This is a genomic window from Shewanella inventionis, assembly GCF_019931735.1.
Taxonomy (GTDB): Bacteria; Pseudomonadota; Gammaproteobacteria; order Enterobacterales; family Shewanellaceae; genus Shewanella; species Shewanella inventionis.
Genome location: NZ_CP082926.1, coordinates 1,298,137 through 1,318,385, shown reverse-complemented (window position 1 = coordinate 1,318,385; position 20,249 = coordinate 1,298,137). Strand labels below are relative to the sequence as shown.

The 20,249-nt window shown below is 43.5% G+C and carries 17 protein-coding genes; 13 read left to right on the top strand and 4 right to left on the bottom strand.

Translation table 11 applies throughout. The features are described 5' to 3' along the window. Positions 1-63: 63 nt before the first annotated feature. Positions 64-945, bottom strand: coding sequence for a tetratricopeptide repeat protein (locus K8B83_RS06065; RefSeq protein WP_188737827.1), 882 nt, complete (start codon positions 943-945; stop codon positions 64-66). Between the two features lie 409 nt (positions 946-1,354). Here K8B83_RS06065 and K8B83_RS06060 point away from each other — a divergent pair, with 409 nt between their 5' ends. The 3 genes from K8B83_RS06060 to K8B83_RS06050 all read left to right on the top strand — a co-directional run bounded on the left by K8B83_RS06060 (position 1,355) and on the right by K8B83_RS06050 (position 6,382). Next, a complete protein-coding gene (locus tag K8B83_RS06060; RefSeq protein ID WP_188737828.1) occupies positions 1,355-3,637 on the top strand; it encodes a nitric-oxide reductase large subunit in 2,283 nt (760 codons plus the stop codon). 142 nt (positions 3,638-3,779) lie between these two features. Beyond that, positions 3,780-5,330 carry a nitric oxide reductase transcriptional regulator NorR gene (norR, locus tag K8B83_RS06055; protein WP_188737830.1) on the top strand — a complete coding sequence of 517 codons (1,551 nt, stop codon included), beginning with the start codon at positions 3,780-3,782 and terminating at the stop codon, positions 5,328-5,330. A gap of 134 nt (positions 5,331-5,464) precedes the next feature. Beyond that, positions 5,465-6,382, top strand: a complete 918-nt coding sequence (locus tag K8B83_RS06050) for a L,D-transpeptidase family protein (RefSeq protein WP_373284881.1) — start codon at positions 5,465-5,467, stop codon at positions 6,380-6,382. A gap of 102 nt (positions 6,383-6,484) precedes the next feature. Here K8B83_RS06050 and K8B83_RS06045 read toward each other — a convergent pair whose 3' ends face one another. Next, complete coding sequence (locus K8B83_RS06045) at positions 6,485-7,261, bottom strand: bactofilin family protein (RefSeq protein ID WP_188737834.1); 777 nt, start codon at positions 7,259-7,261, stop codon at positions 6,485-6,487. 137 nt (positions 7,262-7,398) lie between these two features. Between K8B83_RS06045 and zapE the strand changes: the two genes are divergently transcribed. Continuing rightward, positions 7,399-8,628 (top strand): cell division protein ZapE, encoded by a 1,230-nt coding sequence (gene zapE / locus K8B83_RS06040; RefSeq protein ID WP_188737836.1) that lies wholly within the window; start codon positions 7,399-7,401, stop codon positions 8,626-8,628. Positions 8,629-8,633: 5 nt separating this feature from the next. On the opposite strand, the gene K8B83_RS06035 is transcribed toward zapE, so the two are convergent. Further along, positions 8,634-8,933: a DUF3081 domain-containing protein gene (locus K8B83_RS06035; protein WP_188737838.1), complete on the bottom strand. Its 300-nt coding sequence runs from the start codon at positions 8,931-8,933 to the stop codon at positions 8,634-8,636. 152 nt (positions 8,934-9,085) lie between these two features. Between K8B83_RS06035 and K8B83_RS06030 the strand changes: the two genes are divergently transcribed. Then, positions 9,086-10,039 carry a sodium-dependent bicarbonate transport family permease gene (locus K8B83_RS06030; RefSeq protein ID WP_188737840.1) on the top strand — a complete coding sequence of 318 codons (954 nt, stop codon included), beginning with the start codon at positions 9,086-9,088 and terminating at the stop codon, positions 10,037-10,039. 99 nt (positions 10,040-10,138) lie between these two features. Here K8B83_RS06030 and glnE read toward each other — a convergent pair whose 3' ends face one another. Next, positions 10,139-12,988, bottom strand: a complete 2,850-nt coding sequence (gene glnE / locus K8B83_RS06025) for a bifunctional [glutamate--ammonia ligase]-adenylyl-L-tyrosine phosphorylase/[glutamate--ammonia-ligase] adenylyltransferase (protein WP_188737842.1) — start codon at positions 12,986-12,988, stop codon at positions 10,139-10,141. A 165-nt stretch (positions 12,989-13,153) separates the two neighbouring features. Between glnE and K8B83_RS06020 the strand changes: the two genes are divergently transcribed. From K8B83_RS06020 to K8B83_RS05980, 8 genes are all read left to right on the top strand, one after another. Next, the gene (locus tag K8B83_RS06020; protein WP_188737844.1) at positions 13,154-14,122 is read left to right on the top strand and encodes a hypothetical protein; all 969 of its coding nucleotides are present in this window, start codon (positions 13,154-13,156) and stop codon (positions 14,120-14,122) included. A gap of 13 nt (positions 14,123-14,135) precedes the next feature. After that, entirely contained in the window at positions 14,136-15,035 is a 900-nt protein-coding gene (locus K8B83_RS06015) for a DUF350 domain-containing protein (RefSeq protein ID WP_188737846.1), read from the top strand. Between the two features lie 3 nt (positions 15,036-15,038). Continuing rightward, positions 15,039-16,799, top strand: coding sequence for a polyamine aminopropyltransferase (locus K8B83_RS06010; RefSeq protein ID WP_223419296.1), 1,761 nt, complete (start codon positions 15,039-15,041; stop codon positions 16,797-16,799). Positions 16,800-16,878: 79 nt separating this feature from the next. Further along, positions 16,879-17,292: a YjfI family protein gene (locus K8B83_RS06005; protein ID WP_160052590.1), complete on the top strand. Its 414-nt coding sequence runs from the start codon at positions 16,879-16,881 to the stop codon at positions 17,290-17,292. 10 nt (positions 17,293-17,302) lie between these two features. Next, entirely contained in the window at positions 17,303-17,992 is a 690-nt protein-coding gene (locus K8B83_RS06000; RefSeq protein ID WP_188737848.1) for a PspA/IM30 family protein, read from the top strand. Positions 17,993-17,997: 5 nt separating this feature from the next. Continuing rightward, complete coding sequence (locus K8B83_RS05995) at positions 17,998-18,651, top strand: hypothetical protein (protein ID WP_188737850.1); 654 nt, start codon at positions 17,998-18,000, stop codon at positions 18,649-18,651. A gap of 21 nt (positions 18,652-18,672) precedes the next feature. Further along, positions 18,673-19,008, top strand: coding sequence for a hypothetical protein (locus K8B83_RS05990; protein WP_188737852.1), 336 nt, complete (start codon positions 18,673-18,675; stop codon positions 19,006-19,008). Between the two features lie 373 nt (positions 19,009-19,381). Beyond that, positions 19,382-20,209, top strand: coding sequence for a potassium channel family protein (locus K8B83_RS05980; RefSeq protein ID WP_188737854.1), 828 nt, complete (start codon positions 19,382-19,384; stop codon positions 20,207-20,209). Positions 20,210-20,249: the final 40 nt, after the last annotated feature.

Genomic DNA, 20,249 nt, shown 5'->3' with positions numbered 1-20,249 from the left:
GCCATGAGTCACTTTTTTAAGCCCAAAGCCTACATAGTTAATATTGGCTTATTTAACATTCTTTTATCTAATATTGAATACTGAACCTTCAATTCTAAATTGAAGAGTCTCTAAGCCCCAGTCAGATAGCATAACATCACCTATGCGCAAGCTATCGCCTTCACTGCTACAACCCCACATTTTAGCGCATGTTTGCCCAGGGATATTTGAGCCAGTGCCTTTTGATGTGTCTGGGATCATATGATTCAATTGAGCGATGTGAGAGCCAAACATGTTCTCAAACGTATCCATCGTCACATCTAGCGTTTCCATTTCACCTTCTGGGAACACTACCGCCGCAGTTTGTTCAGCTGCCCCTCCCTGCTTAGGTGATAACGTCACTACATCTTTTGCAATTAATGCATACAATTGCGTTAGAGGCAGATCTTTCGTTTTTTCATGCAGATAAAGTTGTTGACCAAAATCTCTAGCAGCATAATTTTTTTCTTCGTAAGCTCGTGCAAGATATTGGTCTGCCTTGCCCATATCCTCTTCGACAATACCACCACCTAAATACATCTTACCCAATAAGTATGATGATTGAGCATGGCCCAATTTTGAGGCATATTCTAAAAATTCGATACCTTCGTCGACATCTTTAAGGTGAGTGTCTTGCAAATACAAGACTCCAGCTTTGTATTTAGCATCCAATACAAATTTACCTGCACGACGATACCATTTTAATGCCATGTCTAAATCTTTATCAGTACCATATCCGGCATAATAAAACTCACCTAACATTGCCATTGCCGATGAATGACCACGTTTAGTCAAAATGCGGTAGGCTTTAAAGTATTCAACACATTCCGCTGTTTGACATTCAGGCAACTGGCTGGCCTCACCTTTGTATGGCACAAAAATAAGCAGACTCGCGATTAAGCTAAAAATAATTGTTTTATAGTGCATTTTGCTAATTCCTTTTAGTTAACGATTTTCTACTATCAGCGCCAAAGCTTACGTTGTCCATAGTATAAAAGGGTTAAAAAACAACCTACGAATACCCAAATGCAACAATACATTAACACTACGCCAGTGTTTATCTAGGTTTGCTTAGATTGGTTCAACGTTTAAAAATTTCAAATTAGCTAGCCTTAAAAGTCGCTTCAAAAATACATCACAAGCCAACAATTACAGTCTTTTTGACACGAAACAGTCATAATGACACACAAAAAGAATGTCTTAATGACACACCAACAACAAGCCGACACAAAAAATTAATATTTAAAATCAGCACGTTAAATAAAAATAAAAAGTTGGCACGTCTTGTGTAATGTCAGGTTATCTGTATCAAAATGACTTTGTGCTAAGAGGACTTATGAGCAAAAACAAACTCACCGGCATTGCACTGCTAATCGTGCTAGTCGCTTCTTTTACTGTGTTACTCAGTTTAGGAAGTGGCATCTATCGAGAAAAACCACCCATTCCAACAGCCTTTACTGACACTAATGGCCAACCTATTTTTACTCAACACGATATTGAACAAGGCCAGTTAGTATGGCGCTCAATGGGCGGACATCAACTAGGCTCAATTTGGGGTCATGGCTCATACGTGGCACCCGACTGGACTGCAGACTGGTTACATCGTGAAGCACAAGCCTGGCTGTCTATTACGGCAAAAGAACGTTTTAACCGCGATTTTGCTGATCTTGATACTGAGCAACAAGCGGGGTTAGAAAAAGCCCTTAGAAATGATATTCGTCATAATACGGTGATAAAAGGGGCTGAAGACAAGACCTATGTTGCACTGTCAAATACGCGTATTGCCGCCATTAACCAGGTGATGCAACATTATTTGTCATTATTTGGTGACGACCCAGAATTAAGCTCACTGCGTGAACAATACGCCATGAAAGAAGGCACGATAACCGATGCCGAACATCGTGAGTTATTAAATGCTTTCCTATTCTGGGGCGCATGGGCCGCGGTAACTGAGCGCCCAGGTTATGATTACACCTACACCAACAACTGGCCGTACGACCCACAAATTGGCAATTTACCCACCTCAGACAATATCGTGTGGTCAATATTAAGTGTTATCACCCTGATTTTAGGTGTAGGGATGCTGATTTGGCATCACGCCAGCTGTAAAGAAGAGTCGTTACCTGAACCCGCGAAAGAAGATCCGTTATTTCACACTAAACCAACTGCATCGCAAAAAGCAGTAGGCAAATACTTTATTACCGCTATTGGTCTGTTTTTACTTCAAATATTATTGGGAGGCGTGACCGCGCATTACGCAGTAGAAGGCCAGGAGTTTTACGGCATCGCCATCTCTGAAATCTTACCTTATTCGGTTACGCGTACCTGGCACACCCAGCTAGCCGTATTTTGGATTGCCACTGCATGGTTAGGGACAGGGCTTTATATTGCACCAGCATTATCTGGTTATGAGCCGAAGTATCAACGCCTTGGCGTTAATGTGTTGTGGGTGGCTTTAGTTATTGTCGTTCTAGGCTCTATGGCGGGTGAATGGTTAGGCGTCCAGCAGTATTTTGATCTCGACATGAACTTCTTATTTGGACATCAAGGCTACGAATACATTGATTTAGGCCGTGTGTGGCAAATCCTATTACTGGGTGGTTTATTAATTTGGCTTGCATTAGTTACGGCTTCAATGCGTCCGGCACTTAAAGTCAGTAACGACATGCAACCGGTTATTTGGGTGCTGTATGCCTCATGTGTTGCTATTGGTTTGTTTTATGGTGCAGGCCTATTTATGGGCAAACACTCAAACCTTGCAATTGCAGAGTATTGGCGCTGGTGGGTTGTGCATTTGTGGGTAGAAGGCTTCTTTGAAACCTTTGCCACCTCGGTTATTGCATTAATGCTAGTTCGCTTAGGCTTAATCCGTGCACGCAGTGCCAACGGTGCAGTATTGTTTTCTACGGTTATCTTTTTAACCGGTGGCTTAATCGGTACCCTGCACCACTTGTACTTTACTGGCACTCAAACCTCTGTGATTGCATGGGGCGCGATATTCTCGGCCCTTGAAGTGGTGCCTTTAGCCCTCATTGGCTTTGAAGCAATGGAGACCTATCGCTTACGTAAAGCCAGCCCTTGGATGGAGCGTTATCACTGGGCCATTATGTTTTTTGTTGCCACCTCATTTTGGAATTTAGTAGGTGCTGGGGTATTAGGGTTCCTAATCAACCCACCAATCTCGCTGTACTTTATTCAAGGCTTAAACACGACGGCTACCCATGCTCACGCTGCATTTATGGGAGTATACGGCATGCTCGGCATGGGGCTGATGCTATTCTGCTTACGTGGATTAACTGGCAACATGCAATGGAACCATAAATACCTTAAAGGGGCATTTTGGACGTTAAACCTTGGCCTTGCTGCGATGGTCTTTATGTCGCTATTGCCTGTAGGTATTGTACAGTTCTTTGCCGCTATCGATCACGGTTACTGGTATGCGCGCTCACCTGCGGTTATTCACAGTGAGTTAGTTGAAAACCTCGTATGGATGAGAATGTTCGGCGACATTATCTTTAGTGTTGGTGGATTATTGATGGCAGCGTTTTTATTTGATTTGATCAAAAAAGCCATTAGTAGCAAGAGCGCTAAAGCGAAGCAAACCGTCGCATTGGCATAACACTATAACCGAGTAATTAACTCACAAAAGGGCCCTTTTATGAACATAGCGGCCCTTTTGTGATCATGATAACTACGCAACCCTTGTTGTTATTTTTACACTTGTCATAATGACAAGTATGTAGTTCATCTCGGAGTTTGCCATGGCATTGAGTCAGACAGATTTAACTCGTATCGCGCTTGATATCACTGCAAATTTATCAACTCACGATCGATTTTCACGTTTATTAACCACGCTCAGAGACACTCTCGAATGTGATGCCGCTGCGTTATTGTCGTTTCAGGGCCATCAATTTACCCCATTAGCCATTGATGGTTTAAGCGCAGACGTACTGGGTAGACGTTTTATTATCAATGAACACCCAAGGCTTGAGGCCATTGCGCGGGCCGGTGATGTGGTGCGCTTTCCTGCCGACAGCCAATTACCCGACCCTTATGATGGATTAATCCCTAATGTGGATGGTGATTTAAAAGTACACGCCTGTGTGGGGTTACCACTCTTTGCTAACGATCAACTGATTGGAGCATTAACTATTGATGCCCTTGACCCCAATAAATTTGATCATTTTACCAATCATGAATTGCGCAGCATAAGCGCCATAACCGCCGCCTCACTTAATAATGCTTTACTGATTGATAAACTTGAAAAACAAGCCAATAACTTTGCTCTTATCAACAATAAAACCAAGGGGCAACTCGATACTGCCACTGAGATTATCGGCCAGGACGATGCATTTTTAGCATTACTCAATGAAGTCAATGTTGTCGCTGCAACTGAACTAAACGTATTGATTTTAGGCGAAACGGGTACAGGCAAAGAACTCATCGCCAAAACCGTACACCAACACTCACCCCGCGCAGATAAACCATTGGTGTATTTAAACTGCGCCGCATTGGCAGAGTCAGTTGCCGAAAGCGAATTATTTGGCCATGTAAAAGGGGCTTTTACCGGGGCGATTAGCCATCGCAGTGGTAAATTTGAAGTGGCTGATAAAGGCACATTATTCCTAGATGAAATAGGTGAATTGCCGCTTAATTTACAAGCGAAATTACTGCGAGTATTGCAGTACGGTGACTTGCAAAAAGTAGGCGATGACCGCAGCTTAAAAGTCGATGTACGCATCATTGCTGCCACCAACAAAGATCTAAAAAGCGAAATACTCGCAGGTCGCTTTAGGGCCGACTTATATCATCGTTTAAGTGTGTTTCCCGTTGTGGTACCAGCGCTTCGAGAGCGACCTAAAGACATTCATTTGTTGGCCGGCTTTTTTATTGAGCGCTATCGCCAACAATTACAGCTAAATCATTTAGGATTATGTAGTGACGCCTTAGCATTACTCAATCAGTACGATTGGCCAGGAAACATTCGTGAGCTTGAACATGCCATTCATCGCGCGGCAGTACTCGCAAAATCAGCGGGCATACGAGATGGTATGTGCACCATACAAGCGCATCATTTTGAATTTGCTCCCCAGGGCGAAAATCACTTACCGCCAACACCCCAAAACACGATTAAACAATCAGCTTCGTCTAAAGCTCAAATGAACTTACGTGATGCAACCGAACAATTTCAAGGCCAATATATCCAACAAATTTTACGCCTTCACAATGGAAATTGGGCCGCAACAGCACGAAGCTTACAACTTGATTCGGGTAACCTGCATCGCCTAGCGAAGCGCCTGGGATTAAAATGACTCAAGTGCAAAAAAATCAGTTGAAATATTAGGCGTAATAAGTGAGGATGCGCGCTATTCAATAGTCAAGCTTTGTAAGATATTGTAGTCTGACTTAAATAACGTCTATTTTTAGGAATGATACCCCCCTTATGATAAATTCGTTACGCACAGCATTCGCCGCCGCGTCTGCAATAATATTAAGCTTTTCAAGCGCTGCTGTTGAATACCGTTTACCGGCCGATGGCAGTAGTTTAGTGGGTGAAAACCAATATTATGTGGTGCCTGAAGAAGGTAAACTAACATTAGAGCAAATTGCTGCAGAATTTCAATTAGGCTTAACAAACCTTATCGAAGCCAATCCTGGTGTTGATCCATTTTTACCAAAACCAGGAAGTACGTTAATTATTCCTCACCAATTAATTTTGCCAGACACCAAGCGTGAAGGCATTGTGATTAACTCTGCCGAAATGCGCCTATATTATTATCCAAAGGGTAAAAATATCGTTGAAGTGTTACCTATTGGTATTGGCCAAATTGGCCGTGACACGCCAGAAAACTGGGTAACCACAGTTCAGCGTAAGCGTGAAAGACCCACCTGGACACCAACTGCCAACACTCGTCGCATTTATGCTGCAAATGGTATTACCCTGCCCGCAGTATGGCCTGCTGGTCCAGACAATCCAATGGGCTTATATGCATTATATGTAGGTAACTTATTTGCTATCCACGGCACAAATGCCACCTTTGGTATTGGTTTACGTGTGAGCTCTGGCTGTATCCGTTTACGCGATGATGATATTAAGCATTTGTTTGAAACTGTGCCGGTTGGTACTCGCGTTGAGTTTTTAAATAAACCGATTAAAGCCACAGCAGAGCCAGATGGTAGCCGTTATATTGAAGTGCACGAGCCTTTGTCAAAAACGCAAGAAGAGTTTGATTCAAAAGAGCCTGTGTCATTAACCCTAGACCAAAAAATGACACGTTTCCTTGCTCACCCAGAAACGGATTCAATGACATTAAAACGTTCATTAGAAACACGTAGCGGTATGCCTACGCGCATTAACCCTTAGTTGCCTTCACGCTAAATTTGGCATCAAAAAAGGCTTGAATAACGCTGCAACACAAACGTTATTCAAGCCTTTTTATTTTGTTCTACTTTGTTGATAAAGACCTTAAGGTTTATTCGGCGATGTTGCTTCTCTTACTTCGGCATCTATCGTTTGCGTTTCGCCTAACACCTCGCTGGTTTGTTCTAATGCATGCAAATCTTCCATCGCAGTATTGACATCAGTTTGCCCGGCATTGATAAGCTCTTCATGTTGCTCAACAAAAGCATTTTGCTGCTCAACGTCTTGTAATAATAACGTGGCATCATTTTCGGCATCATCACTCGAGGTTGTCGGGTATAGGCTCTCTTGGGTCGCCAGCGTTTCAGTTGATATATTTTGCGGCATAAATACTGAGCTTATTTGTGGTAAAAATATCACCCCAGCCACAATAACTGCACCGGCAAAAGCAGCGTATGCCCATTTAGGTGATGAGGATTTACTGTTCGAACCCACTATAGATGGCATATTCTCAGAGGCATCGATACCTGCTGCCGGCTCAGGAAGAATACCGGCTTCAGGCCCTTTGGTACGCATCCCAATAAATTGGCCGCCATCGTAAATTTCCATGTGGTGACTCGACACTTCACCATCGACTAGGCCTGAGCTGACAATCACTAATTTGTTACAATGTAACTTACCCTTAAACACGCCAGAGACGCGAATTTCTTGGCAAAAAACCTCACCTTCTACTTCGCCGCCAAAATCGATACTAATGTGATGGCTTGAGTTAATCTGGCCTTTGGTTTTACCTGCAATAATGGCAGGGCCGCTAATCGACATATCGCCCTCTAAAGACATGTCGGCACCTATATAGGTTATCCCCTTCTTTTTATTATTCATTTGGCATCCTTTTAGGGTTAATAAATTGTTACAGGCAGCCGCAAAGCTTAAAGTAAAAAGCCTTCATAATAAAGCATACTATTTATGCTATATTACCTAGATCAACTATTTGCCTGTCGTGTTATGCCTGTATCATTATGCCCTCATCTTCTCCTAAAACATTGTTAACCCCGCACCCAAATGCTTTGGAGCACAATACATTCGTTTTGTCGCCATATCAGGCATACCAAAAAGCATTAAACGAAGGCCTTAAAGCTGACCCAGCCCAGCAACAAGCATTACTGGCATTAGAAACGCTATATCAGCAACATATAACCACAGCCTCACCAGTAGCTGGGGTATACATGTGGGGAGATGTAGGCCGAGGCAAAACGTTGTTAATGGACATGTTTTACCAATGCGTTAATCAATATCATTGCAATCATAAAGCGCCGATATTACGCCTGCATTTTCATCGGTTTATGGCCATGATCCACCAGCAACTTAATCAAACATCTGGGATTCGCGATCCCCTCTCCCATATTGCCAAACAGATTGCCTCTCAATATCAAATCATTTGTTTTGACGAATTTTTTGTATCCGACATTGGTGATGCCATTTTACTGGCTCGACTATTTGAAACGTTGTTCCACTCAGGCGTAACTCTGGTGGCTACATCCAACATACCGATTGTCGATTTATACAAAAACGGTTTGCAGCGAGATAGATTTTTAGCCACGATTGATTTATTGCAGCGCTTTACCCAAGAAATCCACCTCAATGGCGATAAAGATCATCGGATGGCCCCGCAACGTTCACGCTCACAGAGCAACCCGCAATTGACAGAATTGTCTTTACCCTCTCAGGATAATGCTAAAGATATATTTAATTTTATAAGTCAACATCTTGCACAACAACACACCCAGCAGGAGAGCAATAAAACGCTGACCATTTGCGGGCGAGACATCGTCATACAGGCACAATGCGGTCAATTGGCTTGGTTTGAATTTAGTGCACTTTGCCAAGGCCCAAGATCGGCATTAGATTACATAGAAATCGCCAGCCAGTTTCGGTACATCTTATTAAGTAATGTACCCAGGCTTGGCGGACAAGTACGCAGCTGGATAAGAGCCAGAGGCACAGAAGATGGCGCACTGGCAACGGCAACAGGAGAGCGACAATTAGCTTACGCCAGTGAGGACGATCCTGCTCGCCGTTTTATTAGCTTGGTTGACGAACTGTATGACCAAAAGGTTATGTTGATCATTCACAGCCAATGTTCATTAGATGAGTTATATCAAGATGGTGCACTGTCATTTGAATTTAGACGCACCTATAGCCGCCTAACAGAAATGAAGCATTGGATGCTAACAGCTACCATCAAATAGCAGCACTAAGTTAGCTGATAATTTTCAACATCACTAAACCGACGTAAAAAGTTGTCTAGCGCCTCATTAGACGGATACTCAAACTGATATTTATTGTGAAAAAACACGGTCAAACTCACTTGTGTATCAGACAACACAATGGTGTAACCATCATGGTCAGTTTGTGCTGTTATGCCACATAAATAATAGTCGTTTCCAAAGACACTTTTTTGGGTATCATCACTTTTAGCGGTGCGTTTTTCACCGTATTGAGTCACTTTATTAAACACTTTTAGTGCACGGTGAATATCAATTTCATTTTTCATTATGTACATCCTATGAAGATCAATAAGTAAACAATACGCCTGCAATATTAAAACTGTCCAATATTGTCATAAATAAAGAGTTAAAACATTTCCTTTTAACGCTTCAGCAAGGCAAAATCGGCCAACCTTATAAGCTGCGGAATAACCAAACGATGCCTGATATTGTGATTGCTTTTTTTGCCCTTGGCCTGATTGCTGGGCTGATTAAATCAGATTTAAAAGTGCCCAAAGCCACCTACGAAACCTTGTCTATTTTATTAATGCTGACTCTTGGCCTTAAAGGCGGTATGGCATTACACGGTGAAACAGCCAATTTAGCAATATCAGAATTGCTTGCCGTAATTGCGTTAGGCTTTATTACTCCACTGAGCTTGTACCCACTTTTACGAAAACTCATCAAATTACCGCAAAAAGAAGCCATTAGTATTGCCGCGCATTATGGCTCTGTAAGTGCGGGGACCTTTGCAGTTGTCATGGCTATGGTAGATAAGTCTCAATGGCCTCTTCGGCCTGAAACCACATTATATTTAGTATTATTGGAGCTGCCCGCCATTATCATCATGTTATGGCTACACCGATACTTGCAAGCCAAAACGGCAGGCAACGAAGTACACTCCTCTGCTGGCAGTATTTTACACGAGGCTCTAACCAGTCGCGGTGTCGTATTATTGTGTGGTGGTGTAGTCATAGGTTGGATATATGGCACCACAGGCATGGCACCATTAACGCCAATGTTACTCGCTGGCTTTAAAACATTATTAGCGTTATTTTTACTAGAAATGGGTATTAGTACAGCCAAAGTATGTTTTCCAATTCCTTACAAGCAATGGCGGTTACTGATTTTTGCTGCGTTGATACCATTTGTATTAGCATGGGTGGGGATTGGCTTAGGTATTGCTCTAGATTTACCTTCAGGCAGTATTTTAGTGTTAGCAGGGTTAAGCGCCAGTGCTTCGTATATTGCCGCACCTGCTGCAATAAAAGCCGCAATACCCGATGCAAATATTGGGCTGGCAATGCTGGCATCTCTTGGCATTACCTTCCCAATTAACGTACTCATTGGTTTGCCTATTTATCAAATGTGGATTGAGCAACTCTTGATGTAACAGCCTCAACCATTAAGGCCTACTGAGTATAAGCAGTAGGCCTATTTATAGCGCTGAGTGCTAAACTAACATGAGCGTTTATCGCAGTTTGGCATCCTGTTATGGCTGTAAAATCTCATTATATATTTCAATCACAGCGTTAGTTTTTTGCTCAACTATAGAGTAAGGCAATTTACCGGGTAGTTGTTGTAACGTCAGTTCATGGTTTTCATCACGCAGCCAGCAATAGGTTTGTGTTAGATGTTGCGCATGCATGACAGGAATTAACTCTAAGTCAGCTAACACTTCAAAAATTCGCACGTTATCAGACCATATGGTCAACTCGTGATGCTCATGAGCATGCGCCAAAACCAGATACTGAGCAATAAACTCAATGTCAGCAATGCCGCCGGCGCTTTGTTTAAGATCAAACTGCCCTGGTTCGACTTGCAGTAAATGATCGCGCATTTTAGTACGCATATCGCGTACCGTTTTTGCAAGCTCGATTTGGTCGCGCGCTTGTTGCAAAATTTGCCCGCGCACTTCGCTAAAGCGCCCAGCCAATGTATTGTCGCCAAACACAAAACGAGCTCGCACTAGCGCCTGATGCTCCCAAGTCCATGCTTCGGTTAATTGATACTGACCAAATTGTTCGATTTCGCTTACCAATAAGCCTGAGGCGCCTGATGGGCGCAAACGCATGTCTACCTCATATAATTCCCCTGAGGTGGTGCGAGTAGCAAATAAATGCACAATACGTTGAGCCAGTTTTAAATAAAAATGACTGTTATCTATTGAGCGCTCACCATTGGTGCTCCCTGTACCACTGTGACCATGCAAAAAGACCAAATCTAAGTCAGAACCATAACCCAACTCAATACCGCCAAGCTTACCGTAACCAATAACCGCAAAGCCCATGTTAGTTGGGCTTGTGCCTTCTGGCACGCCATGCCTAGCGGCAACTTGATGCCATGCCTGCAGTACCACTTGCTCAATAATCGCCTCAGCTAAAAAGGTTAAATGATCGCTCACTTGCATCACAGGCAACACGCCTGTGACATCTGCCGCGGCAATTTTTAGCTGTTGCGACAACTTAAATTGTCGCAATGCTTCCATTTGCTGCTCCATGTCATCTTCAGGCACGCGCAGTAAATATTGACGAAGCTCGCTTGGGTAATCATCAATAGAGGTAATGTCATATAACTGCGATGGGTCAATGAGTTCATCAAGCAACATTGGAAAATTAGCTAATTCGCGTGCAATCCACGGGCTGGCACAACATAAACTTACCAGCTGTTGCCTTGCGCCTGGGTTTTCACATAGCAATTCTAAATAGGTTGTGCGGGTTAAAATTTTATCCAACACATTAGATACAGGCTTAAATGCTAAGCTAGGCGTTGACTGATTAAATAACTCTTCCAGCAACTTGGGCATGAGTTTATCTAAGGTTTCACGACCACGAGGGCCGATAGAGCGTTTAGCCACAGTTTGACGCCAATCGCTTAACATAGGCCATAGCGCTTCATCTTCTATTTGTTGCTCTTGCAGAAGCGTTGCAGCGTCTTCATCTTGCTGAATATTCCAAAACAAAGATGACCAATGATCATTGTAATCTTGGTTATCGCTGCCACCGACTGTGGCATTAAAGTGGCCGTGAATAGTGGCCATTGCATCATCAATTTGCTCGCGCAGCTGTGTTTCGTCATCTAGCTCAAGCGGCACGCACAGTCGTTGCCAATCAAGATCATTATTGGGCAATGTTTGCGTTTGTTTGTCATTAATTGCTTGAAGTAGGTTTTCCACTCGGCGCAGTAGAATATAACTGTGCTTTAACTGATCAACGGCTAAATATTCTAATTGCCCCAAGCTGTATAGGGTATCAATAGCGCCGAATAAACTCTGTTGGCGCAGCGCTGGCTCGCGGCCGCCGCGAATGAGCTGAAAGCTTTGCACCACGAATTCAACTTCGCGGATCCCACCTGCGCCCAGTTTAATGTTGTCTGTTAATTGTCTGCGCCTAACTTCCTGGGCGATTAATTGCTTCATTTTACGTAATGACTCAATGGCCGAAAAGTCGATATAGCGTCGATAAACGAATGGACGTAACAAGTCATGCAATTCGTCGCAATAAGCATTCCATGGCCCCAACACGCGGGCTTTAACCATGGCGTAACGTTCCCAGTCGCGACCTTGTTCTTGATAGTAGTCCTCCAGGCCACTAAAACTAACCACTAATGGGCCACTTTCACCGTAGGGACGCAGGCGCATATCAACGCGAAACACAAACCCATCCACGGTCACTTGATCCAAAATATTAACCAAGCGCTGACCCATTTTGATAAAAAACTGTTGATTGTCCTGGGTGCGACGACCGCCCACGGTTTCGCCATGCTCAGGAAAAGTAAAAATCAAATCGATGTCGGATGAAAAATTCAATTCACGCCCACCAAGTTTGCCCATACCTAAAATAAGTAAAGGCTGCGGCGTTCCGTCAGGGCTAGTTGGCGTACCAAATTGCTTGCACATGTCTTGATACACCCAGTCTCGGCCGGCAATAACAAGAGCTTCTGCCAAAGATGACAAATCAAGTAATGACTCTTCTATTGGGGTGTAATTTAAAAAATCGCGCCAGGCTAAACGTACCATGTGCAGATTACGATAACGGCGTAACACCGATTTAGCCTGTTCTTCTTGGGTGATGTCTTGCAATAATACGTGCAGTTCACTATCAAACTCATTGCGTTCCACATTATTCAACAAGCCATCAAAGAGTTGGAGGATCCATTGAGGATGACGACATAATTGCTCTGCAATATAATCACTTAACGCAAATACCGACATTAACTCTTGCTGTTGATCTTTGGACAATGCGGTTGTCGCTTCAGGCCAAACTTCGCAAAGTCTTAACCAGTAACGATCTGCGGTTTCTAATAACGCTGCAGATAACATCTTGTTACTTTGGTTTTGCATGGCAAAAATATCCCTAAAGAAAATGAAATGTTGGACATATTATGTCGTGAATGCTATATCTAATAATTAGTCTATTGATGCAGATTAATATCATTGACATCAAGATTACTATAACCTGTGTCATATTGAATTAGCACATGAAAAAATCTACATTTTGGAGAAAACATGGTAGGTCACCTCCCCCGTGTACTCATATTGATAACCGTAATGATGATTGCGCTCACCTTAAGTGGTTGTGGCGATGACAGGCCTGAGCAAATTGCTAAATATCAGCAATTGACGCAACAACGCCTTGAATTGCTATCAACCTCACTTAACGATAATCAATTGCGTAATGCCAATTTGCTTAAGCAATACACCAGTATTTTAGCTAAAAGCCAACCTGATTTACGCCCACTGCTTGATGAATTAGCCAAAGATGCAGGCACTGAAGGGCCAATGTTTCAATCGTTGACTCGTCGATATAAGGATTTGAGCAATAGCGCTAATTTTGTTGATTTAGACCAACAACTGGCCGAAGCACAAAACATCTATCAAGCCGCCGACACCAGCTTATACAACGACATGTTATCGGACCCGGTAAACGTGGTGGCCGACATGTCTAAAGGTCAATTAGCCCGTGTGAACGCCATTAGCCGTGAAACTGAGGCATTGGCAAACGGCACGGATGGCACAGAACCGGGTAGTCAATTAGTGGGTAACCCAGCTTATGGTAGCTGGCAAACTGGCTCAAATGGCATGTCTTTTTGGGCTTGGTATGGCATGTACGCCATGTTTTCTAATTTTACGCGCCCCATTTATTACGATAACTGGTCAAGCCGTCGTGGGTACAGCTACTACAACGATGTAGGACGTTATCGCTATACCTCGCCAAAACAGGCCACTTCACAAGCCAAAACTTTCGAACAAACTAAAAAGCGTTTTGACAGCCAGGGTAAACGATTTGATAGCCCATATGCTAAAACTCGTACCGGCTCTACTACTTTGTCGCGCCAAAGCACCAGTGCGCCAAAACCGAGTAGCACGACTCGCACGGCAAGTTCTAGCAGTAAGTTTCGTTCAAATTATTCTAAAGACAGCAGTTTCCGCAACTCAAGCAGCCGCACTAGTCGCGGTGTTAGCCGTGGTAAATAGGTAAGGACTCCCCATGACATTTTTTCAAGAATATGGCTTAACTCAACCTCTGGCGATCATCTTAGTAATCGACTTGAGTATCGCGATTGTGCTGTTGGCATTGATGCGTTATTTGCAAGGTTGGAGCATTAAAGTGAATAGCAGCGCCGAACTGGCTGAACGCGACAATTTTGCCTTTGGTATTAGTACTGCAGGCGCTGTTGCAGCATTAGGTATTGTGCTAACGGGTGCGATTACTGGCGAAGCGGCGCCATCGTATTTAACCGAGGCCATTGGCATGTCGGCTTATGGCTTGTTTGGTTTAGTACTGATTAAACTAGGGCGCTTTTTGCATGACAAAATCGCGTTGAACGAGTTTGCTAAAAACGCCGAAATTTTAAAAGGCAACGTGTCTGTTGCCGTTGTTGATGCTGCCGCGGCCATTGCCACAGCCATTATTATTCGCGCTGTATTGATGTGGGCAGAAGACATCACAGTAAACACCTTTATTGCTATTTTTAGCGCGTTTTTAATTTCGCAGTTAATGCTAGTACTGCTAACTCGCTTACGCGAACAGCGTTACGCGAAACGCAATCAGCAAGCCTCAATGCAACAGGCATTAGCTCAAGGTCAAACCGCTTTAGCACTGCGTCACAGCGGTTACATGATTGCTATGGCATTAAGCTTTAACGCTGCCAGCCACTTTATTATTTATCAACCGACGGGCTATGTCAGCAACATCATTGGCTGGTTTGTGTTCTCATTGATAATGTTAGTGGCCCTGTCATTGCTCATTGCTTTAGTGAAAAAACTGGTTCTAGCGGGCATTAACTTGGCAGAAGAAGTAGAAAAGCAGCACAACATTGGTATTGCCGCAGTAGAAATGGCCATCAGTATTGCAGTTGCACTGATTTTAACGGGGTTAATGGCGTAATTTATGACAACCCCTTTGCTTGAGTCTAGCCCCCACTCTTCTGCCCATGGGGGTGCAGAGCAAAGCGCCCCAGTATCTCGTAATGTGTCGTGGTTTGACGATGCCCTGCTATTGGGCATTATGGCGGCACTTGCGGGATGCGGTCTTATTTATGAATACCTTTTGTCACACTATGCAGGGCGTATTTTAGGTGCGTTAGAAGCCGCCATTTACACCATGATTGGCTTAATGATTGTGTCTATGGGTGTGGGCGCGTTTGCAGCGCGTAAAATAAAATGTGCCTTTACCGGCTTTGCCATGCTCGAACTCACCGTGGCTTTGTGTGGCTCGTTTGCGATTATCATTACCGCAGCAGTGATTGGCTTTGGCCAGCAACTGCCACTGGCCATTGCAAACACCCTTGGCTTACCACCAGACCATATCCCTAACGGCGGCTTTATTGCCAGCTTGCAAACCTTAAGCGAATACCTACCTTACGTTTGGGGGGTGTTGCTGGGGTTAATGATTGGTATGGAAATCCCACTTATTGCCCGAGTACGACAATCGTTATCTGACGCCCATTTGCTACACAATGCTGGCACCATTTATGGTGCCGATTACATTGGCGCAGGTGTCGGCGCTGCCATATGGGTCGGGTTTATGTTAGCCATTGATATTCAATTAGCGGCAGCATTAACCGCCAGTGTAAACCTATTAGCAGGGCTTGGGTTTATCTGGCGTTTTTGGGCACAAATTCGGCATGTTAAATTATTATTAGTTGGCCATATTATTGCCAGCGTTGTTATTGGTTTACTGGCAGTAAAAGGCCCGAGTTGGGAACAGCACTTTAATAACCTGCTGTATAAAGACAAAGTGGTTTATGCCAAGGCTACTCGTTTTCAACAACTTAACTTTACTGAGCGGCTTCGTGGCGGTGGCCTTACGCCCGTGTACAACCTATACATCAATGGCCGTTTACAGTTTTCTAGCAGCGATGAACACATCTACCATAGCTTTTTAGTGCACCCAACATTGGCAGCCAGCGCTCGCCACGACAAAGTATTAATTATTGGTGGTGGCGATGGTCTTGGGCTCAAACAAGTGCTCAAATGGCAACCTAAAGCGGTGACCTTAATGGACCTAGACGAGGATTTATTAACGCTTTTTAAAACACCGCCCGCTGACATGCCGGCTCATTTAAGTGAGGCATTATTAACGCTCAATGGCGATGCATTAAACGACCCGCGTTTAACCTTAGTAGTCGATGACGCCTTTAACGGTGTCGATAAATTACTCAGCCAGGGTGAAATGTTTGATGCCATTATTGTGGATTTACCCGACCCAAGCCATCCCGATTTAAATAAACTGTACTCTGATTTATTTTACCGAAAACTCAACGAGCTGCTCAGTGCTGACGGTGTCATCACAGTGCAATCAACCTCACCGTATCATGCGCCTAATGCGTTTATTTCGGTGGGTAAAACCCTCGGCGCAGCCGGTTTTACGGTAAAACAGTACCATCACAATGTACCAAGTTTTGGCGAATGGGGCTGGAGCATTGGCACTAAGATGGGTAAAAATCCGCAACAACGATTAGCTGCCATTGAAGAGATCCCGGTGCCTGAAGACTGGCTAACACCAGGACTTATTCAAGCATCATTTGAGTTTCCGAAACATTTTTACGACGATATCGATAATATTAAGGTCAACGAAATTGGCTCATTACAGTTGTACCATTACCATTTATCGGCCTGGTCTGAAAACGAAGTAATTAATCTTTTTTAATTGGAACAGATAGCACTTGACATATTATGTCTGGATGCTATCTTTACTCACAGACATAATATGTCAATTAAGGACGAATATGAACATACATACTATTGCAAGCCACCTGAACGGACTGTGCGACCAAAGCCAAACCGGCTTTCAGTTTGACTGCTATCCCATTGATGGCGATGTTGAAGTGTTACAAGTGAATGTTGTAGGCCGTGAAGAAATCCCGGTGTTTGTATCGGTAACTGACAACCAAATATTGTGTATCAGTTATCTGTGGGGCGAAAACGAAGTAAACCAGGCCCGCCGCGCTGAAATGTTTGAGACCATGTTAGAGCTCAACATTCCAATGCCATTATCTTCATTTGCCAAAATTGATGATAAGTACGTGGTGTATGGTGCGTTATCAGTGCAATCAAGCATGATTGAGATTGAACAAGAATTAGCAGTACTGTCAGACAATTGTCTGGAAGTTATCGACGAACTCGTCGAATTTTTAAACTAAGGAGCCAATTATGGGCATTCTAAACAAGATTCTTACAGCGTTTCGTGGTGGTGCAACTGAAGTTGGCCAAACTATCGTTGACGCTAACTCAACCCGTATTTTTGAACAAGAAATTCGTGATGCAGAAAAGCACTTAACTAAAGCTAAGCGTGAGCTAACAGACGTGATGGCCAAAGAAATGCAAGCGAGCCGCGAAATTGATCGCCTAAAGCGTAGCATTGCTGAGCACGAAGGTTATGCCACCCAAGCGTTAGACAAAGGCAATGAAGCATTAGCCATCGAAGTGGCTGAAAAAATTGCCCAGCTTGATGAAGAATTAGCCGAGCAGCAAACCGCTAACGATAGCTTTAGCTCGCACGCAGTACGTTTAAAAGATTTAGTGAAAAAGACCGAACGTCAATTGTCTGATTACCAACGCCAATTAACCATGGTTAAAACCACTGAAAGCGTACAAAAAGCCACTGCGACCATTACTGACTCGTTTGCATCTAGCAACTCTAAGTTACTTAATGCTAAAGATTCTTTAGAGCGTATCAAGGCGCGCCAGCAGCAGTTTGATGATCGCTTAAAAGCATCTGAAACCTTAGCTGAAGAAAACAGCGACAAGTCTTTACACGCTAAGTTGGCTGAAGCCGGTATTGGCGAGCAAAAGTCTAACGCTAATGCAGTGTTAGATCGCATTAAAGCACGTAAAGGTTAATTGCGATGGGATTTCTTAGCGGCCTTTTTGGCAAAAAAGAAGCCCCGAAGCGCCAGCTTGACCACCCAAATAAACTGCTCAAGGGTGATATGTTAACCCTTGATGACAGTTTTGCTTTGCCCGCGCAACTTCGCGGGCAACAGCTAAAGGTTGAAGCCATTCATACCTATGAATACCAGCGCTCGCAGGTTTGTGAATTCTTATTACGTGGCCATAGCGGCACCGCAATCTTTATGTCTTACATTCAAGAAGACGAGTCTTACCTGAGTTTTTCAATCAAAATCAATCGTGCCGATGTTGAACAACTTTTTGACCTTGATGCCTTTGCTGAAATCTTTGAAGAGCCTGGTAAAGCCACTTTAGTGACCCAAGCTTTATCTGCAGAGCTTGAAACTGAGTTTGGCCAATGGTTGAGCGATGAATACCATCAAGTAGAATTTGCAGGATTTGGCTATTTCCATCGACAAGATTATCGTGGTTTAACCCCGCCGCAAGATGAAAATGGTGACAGAGGAGAAGGTTTTGAAGGCTATTGTCTAGTCAATGATCAAGACACTCATGCTGTTGATATTGAAGTATACGAAGGCGGAGACACCGAAGTTATGTTGACCTTATATCGTCCATTAACCGATATTAGAGACTACTGGCCGGCAAGCTGATACGTAGGAGATAACGTTGTTATGAGCTCAGGTAAACCGTTACCCGATAAATGGCTTAAAAACCAACAAGCCGCAAAAGCCACGCAAGTGGCTTTTGATCTAGATGAAAAGTTTCAATACTCCATCCGTAAAGCCGCTTTAGATAAAGGCGTTAGCCCGTCTGATCAAATACGCACCATCCTCGGATTATCTGTATCAAAACGGCCCAAACGCCCTAGGCTCACCGTATCGTTAAGTGGTGAAGACTATGTATTATTAGCGCAAAAATACGGCTTAGACAGCGACGCTCAATTAGAGATCAAAAAACGTGTGCTTGATGATTTAGTTCACTTTGTCGACAAAAAATCATCAACGTAAAACCACTTATGGTTTATGTCCCTTAAAAACGCACAAGGGGCTGTTGATCTTTGCTGGTTGAATTTTGTTCGAGTTAAAAACGTTTTAATCGAGGCGAATGGAGTGATGCCTAGCCATCTAAGCAAAATCCATTCAACAAAGAGTAAAACGTTTTTAGCCGAACCCGTTGGGCAGCGTTTGTTGGCCATTTTTACTGCGTTATCGACTTTTTATGTAGAATAACTACACTTCAAAGTCTCTGCCTTGTATAAAAGACCAGCAATTCGCTGCAAAAACAACCTTGAAATATCAACAACCCCGATACTCGCGCCTTATGCGTTTTTTGTTATGATAACGTTTATAAATTAATAACAATGAACCAAAGCAGGCATTTATGTTTGAATCTAAACGTTGGACACTCAAAAATGTCGATGGTCCCAGCCCATTTGAACTCGCCATGATGGTGTTGTCATTGGTATCGGTAGTGATTGTATTAACAATTACTTTTGCACGTTTAGATCCCGAAACCAATAAAGTACTACTGTATATCGACACCAGTATTTGTATGATTTTTATGAGTAAGTTTTTTCATGGCTTATTCAAGGCCCGCAACAAAACCTACTACCTGCGCCATCACTGGATTGATTTTATTGCCAGTATTCCGGCCATTGAAGCACTAAGAATCGCGCGAATATTTCAAATTTTACGAGTTATACGATTAATTCGCATGAGTCGCTCCTTGATAGTGCCGCTATTACGCCAACGAAAACAAACGACTCTTGCAAGCTTGCTCGTGGCCATGGTGTTAATTTTAGCCACGGCGTCAGTGCTCATTCTGCTGGTCGAAAGTGCCGAACCGAATGCCAATATTCAAACCGCTGAACAAGCTGTTTGGTGGGCGCTGGTAACCATATCAACTGTGGGTTACGGTGACTTTTATCCCGTCAGCACCATTGGCCATGTCATTGGTGGATTGGTGATTATTAGCGGCGTGAGCTTTTTCGGGGTGATTTCGGGTTATATGGCATCGGTGTTTGTTGCACCTGATGAAACCGAGCGCCAAGAAGAGCAAGAGGCAAAAGAAGCTCACAAAGAACAAATCAATAGTAAGCTTGAAGCAGCCCTTGAACAAATGCAGCAAAATCAATTACAAATGGAACAAAATCAACAACAAATGCTGGCTGAAATTACCAAGTTAAGACAACAACTCGATAAGCACTAACAACATCGTTAACGCGCAGCACATAAACAAAAAAGCCCAA

What these genes read in the sequence shown, in the direction of transcription:
- K8B83_RS06065 (WP_188737827.1), bottom strand. Translation starts at nt 945, where the DNA reads ATGCACTATAAAACAATTATTTTTAGCTTAATCGCGAGTCTGCTTATT.
- K8B83_RS06060 (WP_188737828.1), top strand. Translation starts at nt 1,355, where the DNA reads ATGAGCAAAAACAAACTCACCGGCATTGCACTGCTAATCGTGCTAGTC.
- norR (WP_188737830.1), top strand. Translation starts at nt 3,780, where the DNA reads ATGGCATTGAGTCAGACAGATTTAACTCGTATCGCGCTTGATATCACT.
- K8B83_RS06045 (WP_188737834.1), bottom strand. Translation starts at nt 7,261, where the DNA reads ATGAATAATAAAAAGAAGGGGATAACCTATATAGGTGCCGACATGTCT.
- zapE (WP_188737836.1), top strand. Translation starts at nt 7,399, where the DNA reads ATGCCCTCATCTTCTCCTAAAACATTGTTAACCCCGCACCCAAATGCT.
- K8B83_RS06035 (WP_188737838.1), bottom strand. Translation starts at nt 8,933, where the DNA reads ATGAAAAATGAAATTGATATTCACCGTGCACTAAAAGTGTTTAATAAA.
- K8B83_RS06030 (WP_188737840.1), top strand. Translation starts at nt 9,086, where the DNA reads ATGCCTGATATTGTGATTGCTTTTTTTGCCCTTGGCCTGATTGCTGGG.
- glnE (WP_188737842.1), bottom strand. Translation starts at nt 12,988, where the DNA reads ATGCAAAACCAAAGTAACAAGATGTTATCTGCAGCGTTATTAGAAACC.
- K8B83_RS06020 (WP_188737844.1), top strand. Translation starts at nt 13,154, where the DNA reads ATGGTAGGTCACCTCCCCCGTGTACTCATATTGATAACCGTAATGATG.
- K8B83_RS06015 (WP_188737846.1), top strand. Translation starts at nt 14,136, where the DNA reads ATGACATTTTTTCAAGAATATGGCTTAACTCAACCTCTGGCGATCATC.
- K8B83_RS06010 (WP_223419296.1), top strand. Translation starts at nt 15,039, where the DNA reads ATGACAACCCCTTTGCTTGAGTCTAGCCCCCACTCTTCTGCCCATGGG.
- K8B83_RS06005 (WP_160052590.1), top strand. Translation starts at nt 16,879, where the DNA reads ATGAACATACATACTATTGCAAGCCACCTGAACGGACTGTGCGACCAA.
- K8B83_RS06000 (WP_188737848.1), top strand. Translation starts at nt 17,303, where the DNA reads ATGGGCATTCTAAACAAGATTCTTACAGCGTTTCGTGGTGGTGCAACT.
- K8B83_RS05995 (WP_188737850.1), top strand. Translation starts at nt 17,998, where the DNA reads ATGGGATTTCTTAGCGGCCTTTTTGGCAAAAAAGAAGCCCCGAAGCGC.
- K8B83_RS05990 (WP_188737852.1), top strand. Translation starts at nt 18,673, where the DNA reads ATGAGCTCAGGTAAACCGTTACCCGATAAATGGCTTAAAAACCAACAA.
- K8B83_RS05980 (WP_188737854.1), top strand. Translation starts at nt 19,382, where the DNA reads ATGTTTGAATCTAAACGTTGGACACTCAAAAATGTCGATGGTCCCAGC.